A 20,174-nucleotide genomic window follows, 5' to 3' on the forward strand; every position below is an offset into this window, starting at 1 on the left:
CCACCAACGAAACATAAACACCACAATAAATACAAATTAAAAACAATAAAACGACGATTAAAACCACCCCATCATGTTAACTCTTGCACTTTAAGGATAAATTCACGTAGTATGGACGTCTATACGTATAAATGTCTAAAGTAAATCGCAGTCTTTACGGTGTAACCTTATCTAAGCGAGTAAACTTACCCATAAACGTGATAATCAAGTTTACTCAAAAACAATCTAATATTGATAAGGCTTGTCTTTACCCCGTACCCAAATAGGAATGAATCATGGCAGCACAATCCTCAACATTAACCCATCCCACTCCTTCAGCAACTCACTTAGTTGATAAAACAGCCCAGCTGAAAAAACAACTTAACAATGGGATCTTAATGCTTGATGGTGCCATGGGAACCATGATCCAAGATTATCAGTTTGAAGAATCCGACTTTAGAGGTGAGCGCTTCAAAGACTGGCCCAGTGATGTCAAAGGCAATAATGATTTATTAGTTCTCACCCAAGCCGATACCATTAAAAAAATCCATAAAGATTATTTACTCGCTGGCGCCGATATCATTGAAACCAACACCTTCAATGCGACTCGGATTGCCATGGCCGATTACGACATGCAGGCATTATCAGCAGAGATTAACCTAGAAGGTGCCCGCCTTGCCAAAGCCGCCGCAATAGAAGTCATGGCAGAAACAGGCCGTGAATGCTATGTCGCTGGTGTACTCGGCCCGACTAACCGTACTTGCTCTATTAGCCCTGATGTGAACGATCCTGGGTTTCGAAATGTCAGTTTTGATGAATTAGCCAATGCTTATATTGAGTCCATTAATGCGCTTATCACAGGTGGCGCTGATATCATCATGGTTGAAACCATCTTTGATACCCTCAATGCCAAAGCTGCGCTGTTTGCCATTGAAACCGTATTTGAAACCTTAGGGGCTCGTTTACCCATTATGATCTCTGGCACCATTACTGATGCCTCAGGCCGGACATTAACAGGACAAACCACAGAAGCCTTTTACAATTCACTTCGCCACGTTAAGCCACTCTCTATTGGTCTGAACTGTGCGTTAGGCCCCAAAGAACTGCGTCCTTATGTGGAAGAGCTCTCAAAAATAGCAGAATGTTTTGTTTCAGCTCATCCCAATGCAGGCTTGCCAAATGAATTTGGTGGATATGATGAAACGCCTGAAGAAATGGCTGAGGTCATTCAAGAATGGGCAGCTGAAGGCTTTTTGAATATTGTCGGGGGCTGCTGTGGCACCACGCCTGCCCATATTAACGTTATTCGAGATGCCGTCATTAAACATTCGCCACGCTCAATTCCTGATTTACCCATAGCATGCCGTCTGTCAGGATTAGAACCGCTCAATATCGATGAAGACTCCTTATTTTTAAATGTCGGTGAACGGACCAATGTCACAGGCTCGGCACGTTTTTTACGCCTTATTAAAGAAGGTGAGTTTGAAACCGCATTAGATGTGGCCCGTGAACAAGTGGAAAATGGGGCGCAAATTATTGATATCAACATGGATGAAGGCATGCTTGATGGCGTTGAAATGATGCACAAATTTTTAAATCTCGTCGCCTCAGAGCCTGACATTTCTCGCGTGCCTATTATGATTGACTCGTCTAAATGGGAAGTCATTGAAGCGGGACTTAAATGCATACAAGGCAAAGGGATCGTCAATTCCATCTCCCTTAAAGAAGGGGAAGATAAATTTATCGAGCAAGCTAAACTGGTCAAACGCTATGGCGCCGCTGCCATTATTATGGCGTTCGATGAAGCAGGGCAAGCGGATACCAAAGCCCGCAAAGTGGAAATATGCACCCGTGCTTATCGCGTACTGGTTGATAAAGTCGGCTTTCCTCCCGAAGATATTATTTTTGACCCGAACATTTTTGCCATTGCCACTGGGATTGAGGAGCATGATAATTATGCGGTTGATTTCATCGAGGCCACACGTGAAATTAAGCAAACATTACCTCATGCCATGATCTCAGGGGGTGTCTCTAACGTCTCTTTTTCATTTCGTGGTAATAATCCTGTACGTGAAGCCATACATGCTGTCTTTTTATACCATGCCATTCAAGCGGGTATGGACATGGGCATTGTTAATGCCAGTCAGTTAGCGATTTATGATGACATCGATAATGAATTAAAACAGCTGGTTGAAAATGTAGTACAAAATTTACCTTGCCCTGTTAGCGACTCATCCAATACCGAACAGTTGTTAGAAGTCGCTGAGAAATTTAGAGGCGATGGCAATCACGTTGCCAAAAAAGAAGATTTAGAATGGCGTCACTTACCTGTCAATGAGCGCTTGGCTCATGCGCTGGTCAAAGGGATCACAGAATTTATTGATGAAGATACCGAAGAAGCAAGACAGCAAGCCAGCCGTCCATTGGATGTGATTGAAGGGCCTTTAATGGACGGCATGAACATTGTCGGTGACTTATTCGGCTCAGGAAAAATGTTTTTACCTCAAGTGGTCAAATCGGCGCGGGTCATGAAAAAAGCCGTTGCTTATTTAAATCCCTACATTGAACTTGAAAAAGTCGAAGGGCAATCTAACGGTAAAATATTAATGGTGACAGTAAAAGGCGATGTCCATGATATTGGTAAAAATATTGTCGGTGTTGTCTTAGCTTGTAATGGTTATGAAGTCATTGATTTAGGCGTCATGGTCCCCGTTGAGAAAATCATTGAAACCGCCAAAACTGAAAATGTCGACATTATCGGCATGTCGGGTTTGATCACCCCCAGCCTCGATGAGATGGTTCACAATGTCAAAAGCTTTTATAAAGCAGGGCTCACTATTCCTTCCATTATCGGCGGCGCAACCTGTTCGAAAATTCACACAGCAGTCAAAATCGCTCCCCATTCACCCACAGGTGCCATTTACATTGCCGATGCATCACGTGCGGTCCCTATGGTCTCTAAGCTCATTAGCAATGAAACACGCCAAGCCACCATTGATGAAGCCTATGGCGAATACCAAGCAATGCGTGATAAGCGCAATGCTCAAACCAAACGTAAAGTCATCACCACCATTGAAAAAGCACGGGAAAATCGCTGCCAACACAACTGGGAAAACTATACCCCCTTTGTACCCAATCAATTAGGCCGTCAAGTGTTTGAAGATTATCCACTGGAAGATTTGGTTGAGCGTATCGACTGGACGCCTTTTTTTAGAAGCTGGGAACTCCATGGGCATTTCCCTAAAATTCTTGAAGATAAAGTTGTCGGTATTGAAGCGAAAAAACTCTACGGCGACGCGCAAACCATGCTGAAAAAAATCATTGATGAGAAGTGGTTAACCGCCAAGGCAGTGATTGGACTCTTCCCTGCCAATACCGTTAATTTTGATGATATCGAACTGTATACCGATGAGTCACGCAGCACACTTGAAATGACCACACATCACTTGCGTATGCAAATTGAACGCGTGGGCAATGACAATTTCTGCCTCGCCGATTTCGTCGCCCCGAAAGAAAGCGGTGTGGCCGATTACATGGGCGGTTTTGCCGTGACGGCAGGTCATGGGATTGATGAACATGTGGCCCGTTTTGAAGCCGAACATGATGATTATAGCGCGATTATGCTTAAATGCCTTGCCGATAGACTCGCCGAAGCCTTTGCAGAGCGCATGCATGAGCGAGTGAGAAAAGAATTTTGGGGCTATGCCGCCGATGAAGTGCTAAATAATGAAGAGCTCATTCGAGAAAAATATAAAGGTATACGCCCAGCGCCAGGTTATCCCGCTTGCCCAGATCACACCGAAAAAGGCTTATTATGGGAGCTATTAAAACCCGATGAAGCCATTGGCCTTAATATTACAGAAAGCTATGCCATGTTTCCAACAGCCGCGGTGTCTGGTTGGTATTTTGCCCACCCCAAATCACGTTATTTTGGTGTCAGTAATATTGGCCGCGATCAAGTTGAAGACTATGCTGAACGTAAAAACATGAGTATTACTGAGGCCGAGCGTTGGCTCATGCCAGTCCTTGATTACGATCCTGAATAAAGAAAACGGGTGATTTAGAGCAATACCCAAGCTGAAAAGCATTGCCTGAATAACAGCCTTTAAACACTTTGAAATAAAGTTTTTTGCAATATTCGAGATAAACATTCACTCGAATATTGCAATTTAAGTCCATACCTTTCAAACATACTATTTTAAATACACAACCTTAAATACAAGACGTTAAATATACTTGGCAGCTTCGATAGAATCTCTATAGCAGACCTTCTGCCAACATCACTAACCTCAACGGGCTTGGCATATTATCGGGTCTTCCTTGATCAAGGCTCGCATTTCTTAAGGCCTTATATTCAGTGCGTTCTTGCTCTGAAGCATTGAAATAATCTTGATTATCCTCAAGACGTCCTGATCTGATATCCGCTAAAAAACTGGACAATGAACGATTATTTCCCATTTTGTTAAGCATAATATTATCCGCTTCGGTTCTTTCACCTTTAACGATATGCTCACATGGGTGTGATCCTAATTGCGTCTTTAAGGCTAACCGAGCTTGCTCACCTTCCTTAAGCCCTGAAAATGTTTCCGCAATATTAGGATCGGTCAAAGTAGTATTTTCTCCCGCCCCTAAATAGGTTAATAAAATATCCAAATTTCGACGATCGTTCATATCAAAATAGTGATAACCTGAATCTGTGACGACTTCAATACGTGGCAAACTGACAATATCCGACCGGCGACGATCGATAAAATCCAAGGGCTGGTCAATTCCTTCATCCACCATCTCGTCAGCTCCTAATTCAATACCTTTATCAATAATGACATCAGCAGTCATATCATGAACAGCACTGCCAACCCCGTTCAAAAGAGGATCAATTGCCAGATCAATAGCGTGCGCTTTACCTAGCCCTGTTAGCACCGTTGAAGCCGTTGCTTTAATCGCTAATTTCTCGGCAGTGTATTCATGATCAGCCGCTAAATTACTGGCAATATAACTGCCCAACTTATTGTCAACTTGATGATGTTTTAGTGCATTTGCAACACTTTGAAGTTGACCTTGCTTATTTCCATGAGACACCATGCCTCCCATCTGCACACCCGTTTTGATAATAGGTAAAACACTAGATGCAGCTCCTCCAGCTGACAGCGCTTTATCGGCGACATAAGCTCCACCTGAATCGGCCATAGTCAATGCACTATCGTCAGCCGACAAAGCCAAAGCCGATGCTTGTCCCTCTAACATGGCAATAAAACGAGGATCCTCACCAATTTTAACAAACAATGCTTGCATCTCTCTCGCTTGTTGTGGATCTTTTTGCAAACCGACCAAATTGGTTTTGACAAATAAAATATCACTAGGGGTCAATCTATGACCGCTGATTTGCTTGCCGTTTAACTGTTGTGTAGCTGCATCGCCAATTTCAGGAAAATCAGCTCGAACAAAACGAGCAAACATACTGTGTGCCGCCCCATTTTGAATTTGATAACGATCCTCGCTTTGACCATGGCTTCCCAATGCAGACACAATCTTATCGGCGATAACAGAGCCCGATCGAGTTCGAAATTTAGAGGCTATTTCAGGCTCTCCATGATTAATAATCACGCGATCATTTGATACATCTGCAAGCTTAAAAAACGACTCAGATTGAGCGGGAGAATGAATGTTTGTCGCACTAATATTTGGCATTGTAGCCTCCTTATAACAAATAGAAAGAAATAAAAAAACTTAATCGAATAAGTTTTAACGTAAAAAATATTCTGTATTACACAGGTAAAAAGAAAGGGTTACTGCTTTTATTCCCAGAACTGCTGCCTCGACTAGCCTCAACAAACAAATCTTTTTGACTTACAAGATTAACTATTTTTTCTTGCCATGTAATAACGGCCTGAGTTAATGAATTCAATATATTTTCAAACATCCCTTCATTCATCACTTCATCATTTATCGTTTTAAATAGGACCAATTTATATGTTTCGGGGTTAACACCAAAATGAAACTGATTGGTTTCCTGCCCAAAATAGGTTGCCGTCAGTAATCTTTTATATAAATCCAATTGATCATATTTAGATATATCAGTAACTTCTGAGAAAAATGTAATTAAGGTTTTATCATCGTTAATTTGAATGTGTATTTTACAGGTTTCATTCGTATGCAAACGTAAATAACCTTCCTGTTCAAAAGAAGAGGGGTCTAATTTAAAGTCCTTAATAAATTGATTTATAATATTCATCGAATTAATCATAAATAACACCTATGTTTTTTGTATCCATGAAAGTTATCACAATAAAAAATTATACGACTATCAAAAAAGTAAACATTTACAACTAAATTAAAACCACCGAATTTAATGTATGTTTACAAAAAGGATTAAATGAAAAACAAATAAAATACATAAAGAATAAAAAACCAATATGATTAATATCAAAAACATTGCAGTAACGACATTAAAATAAAAATCCCAGCCATTGACTCCTAGTGTATCAATATATAAAAGAATGTTTCTGTTACTTAGAATAATTAAAATTTATTCATATCATAAATCAGAGTGTAAATTTCCCCTTCAGAACTTCCTCCCCCTCCAATAGCAAACCTAAAATGGATGATTAATCATCACCCATGCATTTGTCGCCTCATTGGAATGAGCAATATCAGCCCTAACCACAATGCCAGCCGTTAATGCCCGCAATGAAAAGCCATAATCCACTTTTACATTCGACAGTAAATCCGTCGCCGAATAATGTTCCGCCACTCTACCCGCTTCCACAAAGCCCACCAATTGAAACCAATCTAAATGTAAGAAACGCAGCCAATTAATATCTTCAACAGGATTATATTTAAGGGTATAGCGATACTCTGCAGTGCCATAAATGGCCGATTGACTACTAAACCGATTTTGATCGTATCCTCTTAAACGGTAAAATCCCCCTAATGTCGCCCCCTCATTATAAGGTGCATTATCAATAATTTTTCGCCCGCCTTGGCCATCATATTCTAACGCCCATGACGGTGAATACCCAGTCCAAAAATTCAATGCGACAATTCGCTGACTGGCATATTCAGACTCGCCAAAAGAAAAATATTGGCTCATTTCAGCATCTAAAAATGTCCACTGATAATCCGAATCAAGCCAACTAATATCTTGTGAATAAGCAATATACTGACGATTACCTTGGCTGGGATTCACGGGGAAGTCAGTATTATCATATAGCAAGCCCAATTCAAGCGCCCGAATACTCCCATCAATTGGGTTACTGTCAAAGTCAAAACTCTGATAACGATTAAATTGCCGCAGCACCGCAATAGTGACTCCTGTCGACAGCGGATCCCATTTGCCTCCTCCAGTGGGCGATGAGACTAACAGACCATTTTTCAATCGATATGACATCAATGGGTTTTGCTTCGCTCTGCCAAGTGGTAACACATATTCTAACTTCACATCAAACCAATTAGATGCGCCATCGGCTTCTAAATATTGATCATTTGATGAGGCATTACTGCCTGGTAAAGGCGTACCCGCAGGCGTAAAGTCTAAACTTCCTCCAGTATATGCTCTTTGGTCAGGATAATAGCCAAAAAAACCGTACGCACTTAAATAAAAGCGCTCCGTTGCTGTAATACGATAATTCCAAACCCCTCCACCTGCACCTTGGCTTTCCTCACCCGCAAATGCCGTCGCGCCCATCGTCATTTGTTCTTGGAAAGCGCCTTTAAGCATGCCCCCTACCCCAAAATTTACCCCTAATGAGTCAGTACTGAACACATAAGGTAAAATCAACGTTTGGAATTTTTTACTTGAAGAATGCGATAAATCAATACGTGTTTTAACACTGGCCCCAGGTGCGGCTATACCCTTTGGTATTAACCACATCATTAATAATGAAACACTCAAAATCATGAGATAACATCGAACAAAGAGTACGCGCATAAGCACCATCAAGTCAGCCAACAATAAATTGAGTCACTTGATACTGCAATGCCTTATTGAACTCAGGTCATCAGCGACGGCTAAAAAAAGCAAGAGTATTCATCGGTATTCAAAATACATTGCTATACCCAAGATAGACCCTCTGGCTCACTCTCGCAAAGATGTCACTCTTCTTTTCCAAGTAAACCTGACACTTGATAAAGTAAATATCCCACCACAAAAGCCACCAATGGACACGCTTGATAAATTAAGGCTTCTAAGGGTCGATGATATGAGCCTTGAACAGGAGAAAAATAGAATAGTAATAGCGCAACAGTGATAGCGATAGTAGAAGATAATGTGATTTTAAAAAACGTACTCATGAATAATTCCTTTTATTCGATTCACACTAGGACTTAATCTCATGCCTAACAGGCATTGAGCACAGCTTGTGCTCTATCTTATTATCATATCAAAAATGAAATAACTTTTACCAGAAAAACTGCCGCAGCCCCTCACAATCTCATGATTTGATTGTGTTATTGACTAAAAAAAGTACTTACAAGCTTGTGAAGTCACTCAAATTAGCATTTTTCATAGTAGAATAGTTTTTCATTTGAAAGACATAAATAACATTATAAATCAAAATCATCAATAAATAACCTTCATCCTTATAACGTTAAAACGGAATATAAGTAAACATTTGTTACAAAAAAGATGAATACCTTAAATAAGGCTGAATAATAAATAGACAATCTATGAGTAAATGAAAATATTTATGTGAATTAATGTTTATTAATTATTAAAATTGACTGATTTAATTTGGAACATACATCTATCGAAGATGAACACTTGAAAATAATCTTTCATTCATTATATGGTGTATTAAATTAATGTAAGCGAAATAAATATTATTAAAGAACATGACTTAGATATAAATAAAAATAATAAACACCTAAATAAAGTGATACTAAAAATCAGAAAACCGAAAACCGTATAATATAAAACATAATAACCATGGAATAAAAATCAACAATAGGGAACACCTAAAAAATAATTACAATATTGATAAGCACACAAATTATAAAGAGGTTAGTTCATGACAAATAAAAAAATACTCTTATTTATACTGACATTTTTACTCTCTAATACAGCTTATTCTATGGTGCTAGGTGCTGATTCGGCTACTTATGATGGGAAAGGGGGGATCAATGTCACCTTAACACTAACAGGTGACAATGATGGAAAAGTCTGTATTGGGATCCCTTTTATTAAAATTATCCATAAATACATCTCTTGGGAAAATGATTATAGCCAAACAGATTGGACTGATGAAAATCAAGACAATACCATTGCTGGTTTCCCTGAAACTGGAGAAGAAGTCACTTGGAGTAAGAGTGAATACAATGATGATAATATGAAGTCATTATGTAAAAGTAAATCTGGCTCAGGTTCGATCAAAGAAGGAAGTGTTGAGGTCTTTAAATGGGATCAGCTGAGCACATGGCGAACCAATGCCCAAAATGCAGGGTTTGGTACGCAATATGCTGGTGTTATGCAAGTTAACATTCCCGCAGGCAGTAGCCTACTCAAGGGAAAAACCTTAGATATTACCGAGGATGTATTAGATTTAGAAGTCGATCTATATGCCACCATGATCAGGCGTAATAACGGTAATTATAAACAAACCAGTAAGGTCGCCGTCCCTATTACAATCTCAGGTGTCGATGATGTTGCTGTTATCCCCGATGGATGGAACTTTCCCGGTGTTATTGACGCCCCAGCTGTGTATGATATTTCAGACAATAATCGTATTGCCTGTTTATCCATTCAAGGCTCAGGGACTTGCCTTAAAGCCACCTCTTCAGATACAGAAAATGTCTTTCCCACCTCCATTACACGCACCGATGAGTATTTTGAAAACCTAACTATGCTCCGCTGTGGTACTGCAACAGGCTATGAAGCTGAGCAAGGCTATACTGCTTTATTCTCAGTGACTGGCAGTGATGGTTATAGTGACAACAGTTGGTGCTCTCAATTAAATAATCTTATCCGTAACTGGAAAAATGTAATGAGCGCATTAGGTCAAGCGTGGCTAATTAGTGAAAACCCTTATACCGGGCAGCTCGAATGTTTATCCCAAGGATCTGGGGCCTGTTTAAATAAAGCCATCCCAGAGGACGTCTCGACCATAAAATCAACCTTAGAAACCAATGAATCCAAAATGAATGTCAATGTAAAAATTATCGATACTAATACGCTATGCCACTATAAAGATGGGCAATATAAAACATGTCCCGCGGATTTGATAAATGTTTTTGATCAATAAAAAACCAGCGAAACCGCAGTCAAAAGTCGAGTCGCAAGTACTACTGGCATCTAAAATGATGGCATACCGTAAATACTCGCCCCCCCTCACACATACAAAAGTTGCGGTTTATGATTAAATACTCGATCTATTTTTCTCTTAAGTTTCAGTCTGAAATATAGAAATTAATATGTAAGGTGCTATATAATATTAGAGTCAATATTATTATTTTGAATAAAAGCTCTTATTTTCCACAAAGGCATATTTGTCACATCACTGTCATCTATTAAAAATATAATTACACCAACAAAAAATAAAACTTTGATGTAATGATTTCCATGAAAATAGAAAAAAGGGTAATAAAATCAATTTCAATTATATTGACAACTATTTCATTATGCTTATTACCCAATATATCTAAAGCCGGTTTTTTTAATAAAATCATTAAAGAAGTGAAATCCATTGTTGATCCCAGTAATAATAATTTTTTTATTAATTATTTAGGCATCAATACCATCACTAAAGTCCCTTACATTAAAGACACAACCAATTTTGTGAAAAATATTGCCGACTCAGCCGTTAAAAGTGGCTCCGCCAGCACTGTTAACTATTTAAATTCGGGTATTACGGAAATCACCAATCAAGTACAAGATGCTAAAATAATTAAAAATTTAGACTCTGGACTGACAACATTTATCAGTACCATAAATACAATGGATATCCCTCAATTACTCGGAGCTCTCCCGATTAACGATGCACAAGCTTGGGGCGAGATGGCGTTAAATGTGATAAATGGTTTCACTGATTGCCTATCTAATGCTGCCAATACTGCCAGCAATAATGCAGCACAAGGTACGGCTGAAGGACTCACTTGTTTTTCTCAAGCTGCAACTATGATGAAAGCAATGATAGAGAACATCATCGCCATTCGAAAGGTCATTCGCTATATTAGACAAATCGCGAACGGTAAGCATAATGACGACTTAACCGAAATACTGACATTACTGGATGATAGGTCAGCCCTCAATGCCATAAAGTTAGTCCGTAGGTTTAAGATTAAATTCAACATGAATAATTCACTTTCCAATGATGAAAATAAGCAGCTTTTTTTCGGTCAGTTTTCAACAATTGATGAAATACGCAATAGCTCTTCATTTGATAATGGTAGCAGCAACAGCTATATCGCTTCTTTAAGCAGCGCTTGTGAAAATATTGCACTGCCTGGACTTTGTGATGATGCCGATAAAGCAACCCAATTTAATCGTTTTAATATGCAAGAATTTGGGTTAAGCGATACGGAATTACAAACAAGAAAAGCACAATTTACATTACTTATGCAGCACAGTTTCGGGCAAGCATTTGACACCATTTATAGCACGATAGACACTGATACCATCATTGAACAGCTTAACCGAGCGATGTATCAGACCGATCCGCTCAACGACGGTATCGATAGACGCATCCCCTACTTAGTCAGTAACAAGTTACTCGATGGCGGTCCAGGTGCTTTTATTTATAATGATAATGACGGCATCATCTTGCTTAATGAAAACTTATTTAATATGCAAGGGTTAGAGGAAGAGGAAAAGTCACAGATTGTTGAGGTCTATGTAGAGGAGCTCGGGCATTATCTCAATTTTATGCGTTGTAAACTAAATAATATTTACATGGAGAACTGTGATGTCATCGGTGATGCTGGTGCGCGTTTTCAAGAAGCGGCTTTACTGGACACTGAAGATCTCAACTCAGCACTTAACACCCTTAACCAATACGACAGTAATAATCCTAAAGTGTTCAGCTTAGGAAATGACGGGGGGGATTTACATTATGAAACCTTCCCTAGCATCACTGATATGCAAACTGCGTTAGCTAAGAAAAATATTAGCTTTCGCTGGCGTTTACGTGCTCAAGTGGCATTTAAAAGCAAATTAGTCGGCTCAGGCGTTGACAGTAAAGCCATGCTCGAACTCAGATATTATCCACCTCAATGGCTCCCAGCCAATACATATGATCCTAAAAATACCTGTACATCCTGCGTAGTTGCTGTCGGCAAATTACAGGTTCGTCTCGCCGATCAAGTCTATACGAAATCAGGCGCCAGTACCTCAGATACAGGAGAGGAGCGTATGATAGTCGGCCAAGCAGGACTATCAAGAGGGCACTCCATTATTTTCCCTATGGTGGTGAAAGAAAGAAGTAATGGCCGCAATGTATTTGATACCAAAATAATGAAACAGTACGCCCAGTATAAATTCGACCAATCACTTTATGCCAATGCCTATGTCAAAATGTTTGGCTCAATCATACCCACTGCAGTCGGCACCAATTTTGATAGCCTGATGCTCACAGGAAAAGCGGGGCCTAACACCACTTGGCCACTTCATCGCTCTAAAGATATCGCAGCTGGAATGGGAGTTGGCGCACTTATGGCGAGCATTGGTTGTGGCGTTGGCGGCTATCTAGGCTCTTATATGGGTGAACAAATTGATGGTTGTGTTGCAGGCAGTCAGGTGGGAGAAGCCATGGGAGTGTTTACTTATGGAGCATTATCAAAAGTCGCCACTTCTTATGCAACTGCAGGTGTTCGAATCGGTATACGCATGAAATCAGACAGCTTTTTCTCTGATGCTATAACCAGTGCAGTAAAAGCAACAGGCTATCAAGCCGAAACACTTTGGGATTCAAGCGGCGCATTTTCAGTTGAGATCCGCAATGAACTCAATTATACCGCTGCTAAATGGACGCCCTAACATTACAATTGAGCAAGTATAAAAAGCCGCCTTTAAAAGCGGCTTTTTAGTATTAACTTCGTAATCCAATGCCTCTGGAAATGAGATAATAAGCGACAAACCAGAAGCTGAGACAGAAAGTAATCATCACGCCAATGGATAAAGGCACACTCATATCTGCAATTCCTAAAAAGCCATAACGAAATGCATTAATCATGTAAACCACAGGATTTAAATTCGATACGCCTTGCCAAAATGGCGGTAATAAAGAAAGCGAATAAAATACTCCTCCTAAATAGGTCAATGGCGTCAAGACAAATGTAGGAATGATACTAATATCATCAAAACTTTTTGCAAAAACGGCATTAATCAATCCAGCCAATGAGAACAATATCGAGGTTATCAATACCGTTAATATCACTAAAGGTAAATTATGCAATGACAAATTCACAAAAAATAACGCAACGGCGGTAACGATGGATCCAACTAACAAACCCCGTACCACGCCACCACCCACATACCCCGCTATCATCACGTAATGGGGTACTGGCGCGACCATTAGCTCTTCTAAATTACGCTGAAATTTCGCACTAAAAAAGGAAGAGGCCACATTCGAGTAAGAGCTGGTGATCACCGACATCATAATAAGGCCCGGCGCAATAAACTCCATATAAGACACCCCCCCCATTTCACCAATACGCTTACCCACTAAGCTACCAAAAATCAAAAAGTACAAAGTCATACTGATCGCAGGTGGGACTAAGGTCTGTACCCAAATACGGGTAAAACGAGTGATTTCTTTTTTGAGAATACTTTTAAAAGCCGTAAAGTATAACGCTTTCATATTCATGCTGGCTCTCCTTTCGCTTTCTCAACTAAAGTCACAAATAGTTCTTCAAGACGATTAGCCTTATTACGCATCGATAACACATCGATATCTTGTTGACTTAATAGTGTGAAAACCTGATTGATACTTTGATTTTTTTCCACATCAATTTCTAATGTGTGGGGAGCAGTCAAACGCGTTGGAAATCCAGTAATCTCTGGGGCAGCTTCTCTATTCTCAGCCAAATCTAAGATAAAAGTCTCAAGATGCAACCGACTGAGCAAGCTCTTCATTGTCGTATTTTCGACTAATTCCCCTTTATCAATAATCCCAATATGACGACACAACATCTCTGCCTCTTCAAGGTAATGCGTCGTCAAAATAATAGTGACACCTTGCGCATTAAGATCTGTTAAAAATGTCCACATAGAGCGACGTAATTCAATATCCACTCCAGCGGTAGGTTCATCCAAGATCAATAGCTGAGGTTCATGCATTAATGCTCGAGCGATCATCAAGCGACGTTTCATACCGCCAGATAATTCCCGCGCTCGACTGTGACGTTTTTCCCATAAATCCAGTTCACCTAGATACTTTTGTGCCCTTACTAAAGCCTTATTTTTAGGAACGCCATAATAGCCCGCTTGGTTCATCACAATTTGCAAAACAGTTTCAAACTGATTGAAGTTGAACTCTTGTGGCACTAACCCAATGCAAAGCTTGGCTAATTCCAGCTCAGCATCAATATTGTGATCGAAAACAGAAACACGGCCCGATGTTTTTTGGACTAAAGAGCTAATAATACCAATTGTCGTTGATTTCCCGGCTCCATTAGGCCCTAATAGTGCGTAAAAATCCCCTTGCCGCACTTTTAAACTAATGCCCTTAACGGCTTCCACGCCACCTTTGTAGGTTTTTTTCACCTCTTCAAGGACGAGAGCATACTCTGTATTTTTCATTGTATTTATCCGATAAAAAAGAAAAACGCCTGCATGAGGGAGTGTTCTTTTGAAAGTAATAGGCTTACATCGAAGCTAACCAGACTAAAGTCTTAAATCATGCTCAATCCTAGCAAATCTAATATTGTACTGACCAGTAAAATTTACCTAAAACAATAAAACTCACGGCTAAAAAAACCCAAAAAACAAACAAAAAACTCCTGTATATACAGGAGTTTAATCATAATAAATACATACTAAAAAAGCGAATATTCAATCATCATAAATCTGTTCAATAAGATTAATCTAATGGCACGACTTTAGCGATATAAGGTAAGTTACGATATTGCTCAGCATAATCGATACCATAACCTACAATAAACTCATCAGGAATGGTAAAGCCGACAAAATCCACTGGCACTTCCACTTCTCGACGCTCTGGTTTATCCAGCAAAGTACATAAAGCTAAACTTTTAGGCTCGCGCAGCGATAACATTTCACGGACTTTATTCAAGGTATTGCCTGAATCAATTAAATCTTCAACGATCAATACATCTCGACCTTGAATATCAGATTGTACATCCTTTAAAATTTTCACATCTCGAGAGCTGGTCATTCCATCACCATAGCTCGATACCGACATAAAATCGATTTCAACATGACCTTTAATACGACGACACAAATCCGCCATAAAAACCACAGAGCCCTTTAATAATCCTACCATTAATAAGCGCTCACTATTTGCATAATGGGCGTTAATGTTTTCGGCCAATATCTCTAGCTTCTGATCAATCTCATCACTTGAGATCATTACTTCAGTCGTGTGTTTCATATCTCTCTCAATTATCGATTTAACTTTTAACGCTATGGAAATTATTTAAGGTCGAAGCCGCGTTGATCGTAACCCCACCTTTTTGTTAATTTATGCTCAACGCTCAAATGATCCAATATTCGAGCGACCATGAAGTTTACCAGATCTTCAATCGATTTGGGATCATGATAAAAACCCGGTGCAGCTGGCATTATCGTTGCCCCAAGCTTTGAAAGTGACAACATGTGTTCTAAATGAATCGCATTAAAAGGGGTTTCTCTTGGCACGAGAATAAGTTGCCCCCGCTCTTTTAATACCACATCTGCCGCACGTTCAAGCAAATGATTACTCATACCTGTTGCCACAGCCGCAAGTGTGCCAGTGCTACAAGGACAAACCACCATTTGTTTTGGCGCTGCCGAACCTGACGCGGGGGGAGAAAACCACTCATCTTGCCCAAGCACACACAACTCTCCCTTTATTACTTCAGGCTCAACACCATAACCTTTTGAAAAATATTGCAATAATTGCTGCTTGGCTTTATCTCCCTGACTATTAATTTTCAAGTCGCTTTCAGTGGCAAGTACCACTCTTGCCGCTTTTGAAATCATCAAAAACACTTGAAAGTCTGCCTGCAACAAACAAAATAATAGTTTAAGCCCATAGGGTGCACCCGATGCGCCCGTCCAAGCTAAACTAATGCTACGCTTAGAGCGTGTATAAGACATGATATTTCCTAAGGTAAATGGCCCATTATACTTGCAGTAGACTATCCATAGACTGCAAGCCTTGAATTAAACGCTGATGCAATCCCCCAAAACCACCATTACTCATCACGATAATGGTATCACTACTTTTCGCCTTCGCAATGACTTGCTCAATAATGCATTCGAGGTGCGGTAAGACATGCACAGGTATATTCGCCTCAGCCATGGATAGTTCCATATTCCACTCTAAATGTTCAGGTTGGTATAAAAAAACTTCATCAGCCCCTTCAAATGAATTCAGCAATGTATCTTTATGCACCCCAGCTTTCATGGTATTTGAGCGTGGCTCAATAATCAGCGTGATTTTTGTAGAGCCCACTTTAGCCCTCATTGCATTTACAGAAGTCGCAATAGCAGTAGGGTGATGCGCAAAATCATCAAAGATAGCCACCCCTTTTACTGTGTCTAATAACTCCATGCGTCTTTTAGGGGATTCAAATCGCTCAAGTGCTGTAATAGCGGCATCAGGACTCACACCGACATGTCTAGCTGCCGCAATAGCCATTAAAGCATTATCGATATTATGTTGACCAATCAGCGTCCAATTCACTTGGCCTTGCTTTTGTCCTTTAAAAAACACATCAAAGACATGACCATCATCTACAACGGCCTGCCCATACCAATCAGCCTCAGACTGATTTAAATTAGCCAAAGCTGGATTAACGAGCGCTTGTAAACCTGCAGTTTGCATAACAGGACATAAGGTTTCTTGCTCACTCCAACAACCCATCGTCATCACATCCGATACCGCTTGACTGGTATTAGGCCAAATAATTTTTCCTTGGCTAGGCACAGTGCGAATAAGATGGTGAAATTGTTTTTGGATTGCTTTTAAATCGTCAAAAATGTCAGCATGATCGAATTCCAAATTATTCACAACTAATGTACGAGGACGGTAATGCACAAATTTAGAACGTTTATCAAAAAAAGCACTATCATATTCATCCGCTTCTACCACAAAAAAAGGCGACTGTCCTAAGCGAGCCGAAATACCTAAGTTTTGTGGCACACCACCAATTAAAAAACCGGGCGTATAACCGCAATCTTCTAAGATCCACGCTAACATACTTGCTGTCGTTGTTTTTCCATGAGTACCCGATACCGCTAATACCCACTTATCCATTAAAATATGCTCGGCTAAAAATTGTGGACCCGAAGTATAAGGAATACCTTTATCCAGTACAGCCTCAACACAGGGGTTCCCTCGGCTCATGGCATTACCTATGACAACTAAATCGGGATAATCATCTTCACTCAAGCCCAACTGTTCTGGATCATAACCTTGAGTTAAGCCTATTCCTTGTTCTTGTAATTGTGTGCTCATAGGGGGATAAACATTAAGATCACACCCTGTCACTTTGTGCCCTTTCGAACGTGCTAACAGGGCCAATCCGCCCATAAAGGTGCCACAAATACCTAAAATATGTAAATGCATAAACCGCTCTCGAACCATCAATAAAATAGGATAAGATGGTCACCATTCTACCGATTAGCCCACCAGATACAAACTTAACCCTGTAGAGGAAAGGTGCATTCTAAAAAAAGAGCAACTCAGTAGAAATAAAACGTCATAGTGAAAAGTCATTCAAACATAAACGGGGTGAGCTGATAAGACACTTGCAAAAAATATCCATGGCCCGCATCATCAAACAAATCCAGACTCGCTATCTTAGGGCTTGCGGTATTGAGAGCATCAACCAATGATTGCCCAAAACGATATTGTATGAAAAGATCTTTCTTGGCATGGATCACTTTTATATGCTCCACTTTTGTGGATAAATCAGGGCATACTGACAACACCCTGTTTTTAGTGAGCGTTCTAGTTTGGCAAATCGCATCATTACCTGAATCGCGACTTATATGATAATGCTCACCTAATTCACTCAATCTATCCCAATCACTCACCGCTTGCCTTTGTTGGTTAAACACTTTATGAGGGATCCCACCATGCCATAACCCCCACAATCTATTTTTCAAAAATAACCATCCTATTTTATCATATTGATGGCTTAATTCTGGAGAAATACCAACTTGCAATACCTCCCCTTGATCACTCACCGTGCAATCCATATAAGCACTCGAACTGTCTACAATGGCTTGACCTTTATATGGAAACAACAATTCAAATACATTTTGCTTCAATCTTCTAGCCAAATGAGCATACCAATCTTTTCCTTGCTGTGATAATTCAGCCACAGTACTTTTCACACAAGGCGACGTATTACCAAAAGCCGTTCCTAGAGGTGTCTCCCCTTCTCCACCAGGTTTTGTTGAAAACAATATGACATTCTTTATTTGTCTTTTTTGACTCAAAGGTGTTATTGATTTTAAAGCCACTAAAGTCCCTAAAGACCAAGCGACAAAATGAACACGATTTGCGACAATATTGGTATACTTATCAGGAAATGAATCTAATATTTTATTAATATTATTCGCGATATTAAGAAAATTAAAATCCTTATCCTGAAAAGGATGAGTGCCGCCAATGCCAGGATAATCCATAAACAACAGATTATATTTTCCAACGAGTAATTCTATCAATAAAGGAGGCCAATCTGGAATAACTTGCGATAGCCCATTAAAAAAAATAATGGTTTCAGCGGTGCGGGGGGAGTCAGCTTCAATAATCAATATGTTCATTTCACTGCCCTCTTGAATCATTGGGTATTGCATCACATGATCTTGAAAATGAGTTAAAGAGTCGGGTACGTTATCGTTAAATTGCTTCGCAGTCACAGCAACAGCTTGATAGCCCCTTAACAGCTCATCACTTTGGCTACAAGCAATAAGAAACAATAAAGGACAAAATAATACCCAGAACTTAACGCTATCTATCCAACCCATAATTTAAGCATGAAAGAAAAGTTAAAAATGAACAAAAAGATAATAAAACTATAGCCTAATATGCAGCACTATGGGCAATCGGTTAGATCCCCCATATCCATAGAATATTGAGTTTAAAAGCAAGCTTTCAGGCAATGAGTTAAACGAAGTTATGACTGCCATGTCTAGATAAAAATAAAGAGTCACCATCTTCACTATAAGAGCCAAATCCATTGAGAATATCTAAGCGATCATCGTAAACATAATCAGGGTTCAAAGCCGAACGAATGGGCTTTCCGCCAATAATAAATTCAACACTGATATCATCTAGACTGCCTTCATTTTTAATCACAAAAAGATGTTGATGATGCTCCCCAGCTAATGCTTTTAACGCATCAAAATTATGCTTTAAGCTATCATGATATTCATTATTTTGACTTATCGTTGGAAGCTCCGTTAATTCAGCTTCCAAAATATTCTTTAACAGTTTAAGTGCTTCTGTTTTTTGGCTAGAATTGAAGACCTTATCAAATAATTTATCAAAAAAGCCCATATCCGTTGCCCCTTTAACATCTCCATTCACCGCAGCAAAGAGACGATTATGACTTAAGTCTAACTGACTATACTTCTTGTCCTCAGTATTATATTCAGAGCCTGTTAACTGGCTCGCAGGTATTGTCACTAATGTTGTCGATAACATGTTGTAGCCTCTCAGGGAGCGTTATACACATAGAATGGCGTATAACTTTAAGCACAAAAACTATTTTTCTCTTATATATTTGACATAAGAATAAAGAAAACTGACCAGACCAGATTTTTTTCATAATAAATTAAACACGTTATATTTTATATCATTCCAATAATTTTTCAGCAAGCATACAAATCCATATTTAAGATTAAAGAAAATGATTAATATTGTAGTGTAAGCTAATTTTATAACCGCACCTTCAGTTACAGCCGCCAATATATCTTGTCAATTCCTGAATAGTTTTTTCTGAGTACTAAAGTGACTCAATACATTTGAACCTAAAATAAATGGTTCAGGTTATATAGACTATTAAAAATATAACAACTTCATCATCGCTAT

General features: G+C 39.5%; 14 protein-coding genes. 3 read left to right on the top strand and 11 right to left on the bottom strand.

Annotated features, from left to right (window positions below; translation table 11 throughout):
• The first annotated feature begins 275 nt into the window (after positions 1–275).
• Positions 276–4,025 (top strand): methionine synthase, encoded by a 3,750-nt coding sequence (metH, locus tag Q0779_RS12675; RefSeq protein WP_298773055.1) that lies wholly within the window; start codon positions 276–278, stop codon positions 4,023–4,025.
• 211 nt (positions 4,026–4,236) lie between these two features.
• Here the strand turns inward: metH and Q0779_RS12680 are convergent, their stop codons facing one another.
• From Q0779_RS12680 to Q0779_RS12695, 4 genes are all read right to left on the bottom strand, one after another.
• Positions 4,237–5,667, bottom strand: coding sequence for a hypothetical protein (locus Q0779_RS12680; protein ID WP_298773056.1), 1,431 nt, complete (start codon positions 5,665–5,667; stop codon positions 4,237–4,239).
• Between the two features lie 76 nt (positions 5,668–5,743).
• Entirely contained in the window at positions 5,744–6,223 is a 480-nt protein-coding gene (locus tag Q0779_RS12685) for a type III secretion system chaperone (RefSeq protein WP_298773058.1), read from the bottom strand.
• A 348-nt stretch (positions 6,224–6,571) separates the two neighbouring features.
• Positions 6,572–7,852, bottom strand: coding sequence for a BamA/TamA family outer membrane protein (locus Q0779_RS12690; protein WP_298773059.1), 1,281 nt, complete (start codon positions 7,850–7,852; stop codon positions 6,572–6,574).
• 218 nt (positions 7,853–8,070) lie between these two features.
• Positions 8,071–8,268 (bottom strand): hypothetical protein, encoded by a 198-nt coding sequence (locus Q0779_RS12695; protein ID WP_298773064.1) that lies wholly within the window; start codon positions 8,266–8,268, stop codon positions 8,071–8,073.
• 716 nt (positions 8,269–8,984) lie between these two features.
• Between Q0779_RS12695 and Q0779_RS12700 the strand changes: the two genes are divergently transcribed.
• Positions 8,985–10,214: a hypothetical protein gene (locus Q0779_RS12700; protein ID WP_298773065.1), complete on the top strand. Its 1,230-nt coding sequence runs from the start codon at positions 8,985–8,987 to the stop codon at positions 10,212–10,214.
• A gap of 317 nt (positions 10,215–10,531) precedes the next feature.
• Positions 10,532–12,943 carry a hypothetical protein gene (locus Q0779_RS12705; protein WP_298773067.1) on the top strand — a complete coding sequence of 804 codons (2,412 nt, stop codon included), beginning with the start codon at positions 10,532–10,534 and terminating at the stop codon, positions 12,941–12,943.
• 52 nt (positions 12,944–12,995) lie between these two features.
• Here the strand turns inward: Q0779_RS12705 and Q0779_RS12710 are convergent, their stop codons facing one another.
• From Q0779_RS12710 to Q0779_RS12740, 7 genes are all read right to left on the bottom strand, one after another.
• On the bottom strand, positions 12,996–13,766 hold the full coding sequence (locus Q0779_RS12710) for an ABC transporter permease (RefSeq protein WP_298773167.1): 771 nt from the start codon (positions 13,764–13,766) through the stop codon (positions 12,996–12,998).
• Between the two features lie 2 nt (positions 13,767–13,768).
• Positions 13,769–14,707 carry an ABC transporter ATP-binding protein gene (locus Q0779_RS12715; RefSeq protein ID WP_298773068.1) on the bottom strand — a complete coding sequence of 313 codons (939 nt, stop codon included), beginning with the start codon at positions 14,705–14,707 and terminating at the stop codon, positions 13,769–13,771.
• A 280-nt stretch (positions 14,708–14,987) separates the two neighbouring features.
• Complete coding sequence (gene hpt, locus Q0779_RS12720; RefSeq protein ID WP_298773070.1) at positions 14,988–15,518, bottom strand: hypoxanthine phosphoribosyltransferase; 531 nt, start codon at positions 15,516–15,518, stop codon at positions 14,988–14,990.
• Between the two features lie 41 nt (positions 15,519–15,559).
• On the bottom strand, positions 15,560–16,225 hold the full coding sequence (locus Q0779_RS12725; protein ID WP_298773072.1) for a flavin prenyltransferase UbiX: 666 nt from the start codon (positions 16,223–16,225) through the stop codon (positions 15,560–15,562).
• A gap of 25 nt (positions 16,226–16,250) precedes the next feature.
• On the bottom strand, positions 16,251–17,699 hold the full coding sequence (mpl, locus tag Q0779_RS12730; protein WP_298773073.1) for a UDP-N-acetylmuramate:L-alanyl-gamma-D-glutamyl-meso-diaminopimelate ligase: 1,449 nt from the start codon (positions 17,697–17,699) through the stop codon (positions 16,251–16,253).
• Between the two features lie 146 nt (positions 17,700–17,845).
• A complete protein-coding gene (locus tag Q0779_RS12735; RefSeq protein ID WP_298773075.1) occupies positions 17,846–19,108 on the bottom strand; it encodes a hypothetical protein in 1,263 nt (420 codons plus the stop codon).
• Positions 19,109–19,247: 139 nt separating this feature from the next.
• Positions 19,248–19,787: a hypothetical protein gene (locus tag Q0779_RS12740; RefSeq protein WP_298773077.1), complete on the bottom strand. Its 540-nt coding sequence runs from the start codon at positions 19,785–19,787 to the stop codon at positions 19,248–19,250.
• Positions 19,788–20,174 lie beyond the last annotated feature (387 nt).

The organism is uncultured Shewanella sp., from assembly GCF_947491715.1.
Classification (GTDB): domain Bacteria; phylum Pseudomonadota; class Gammaproteobacteria; order Enterobacterales; family Shewanellaceae; genus Shewanella.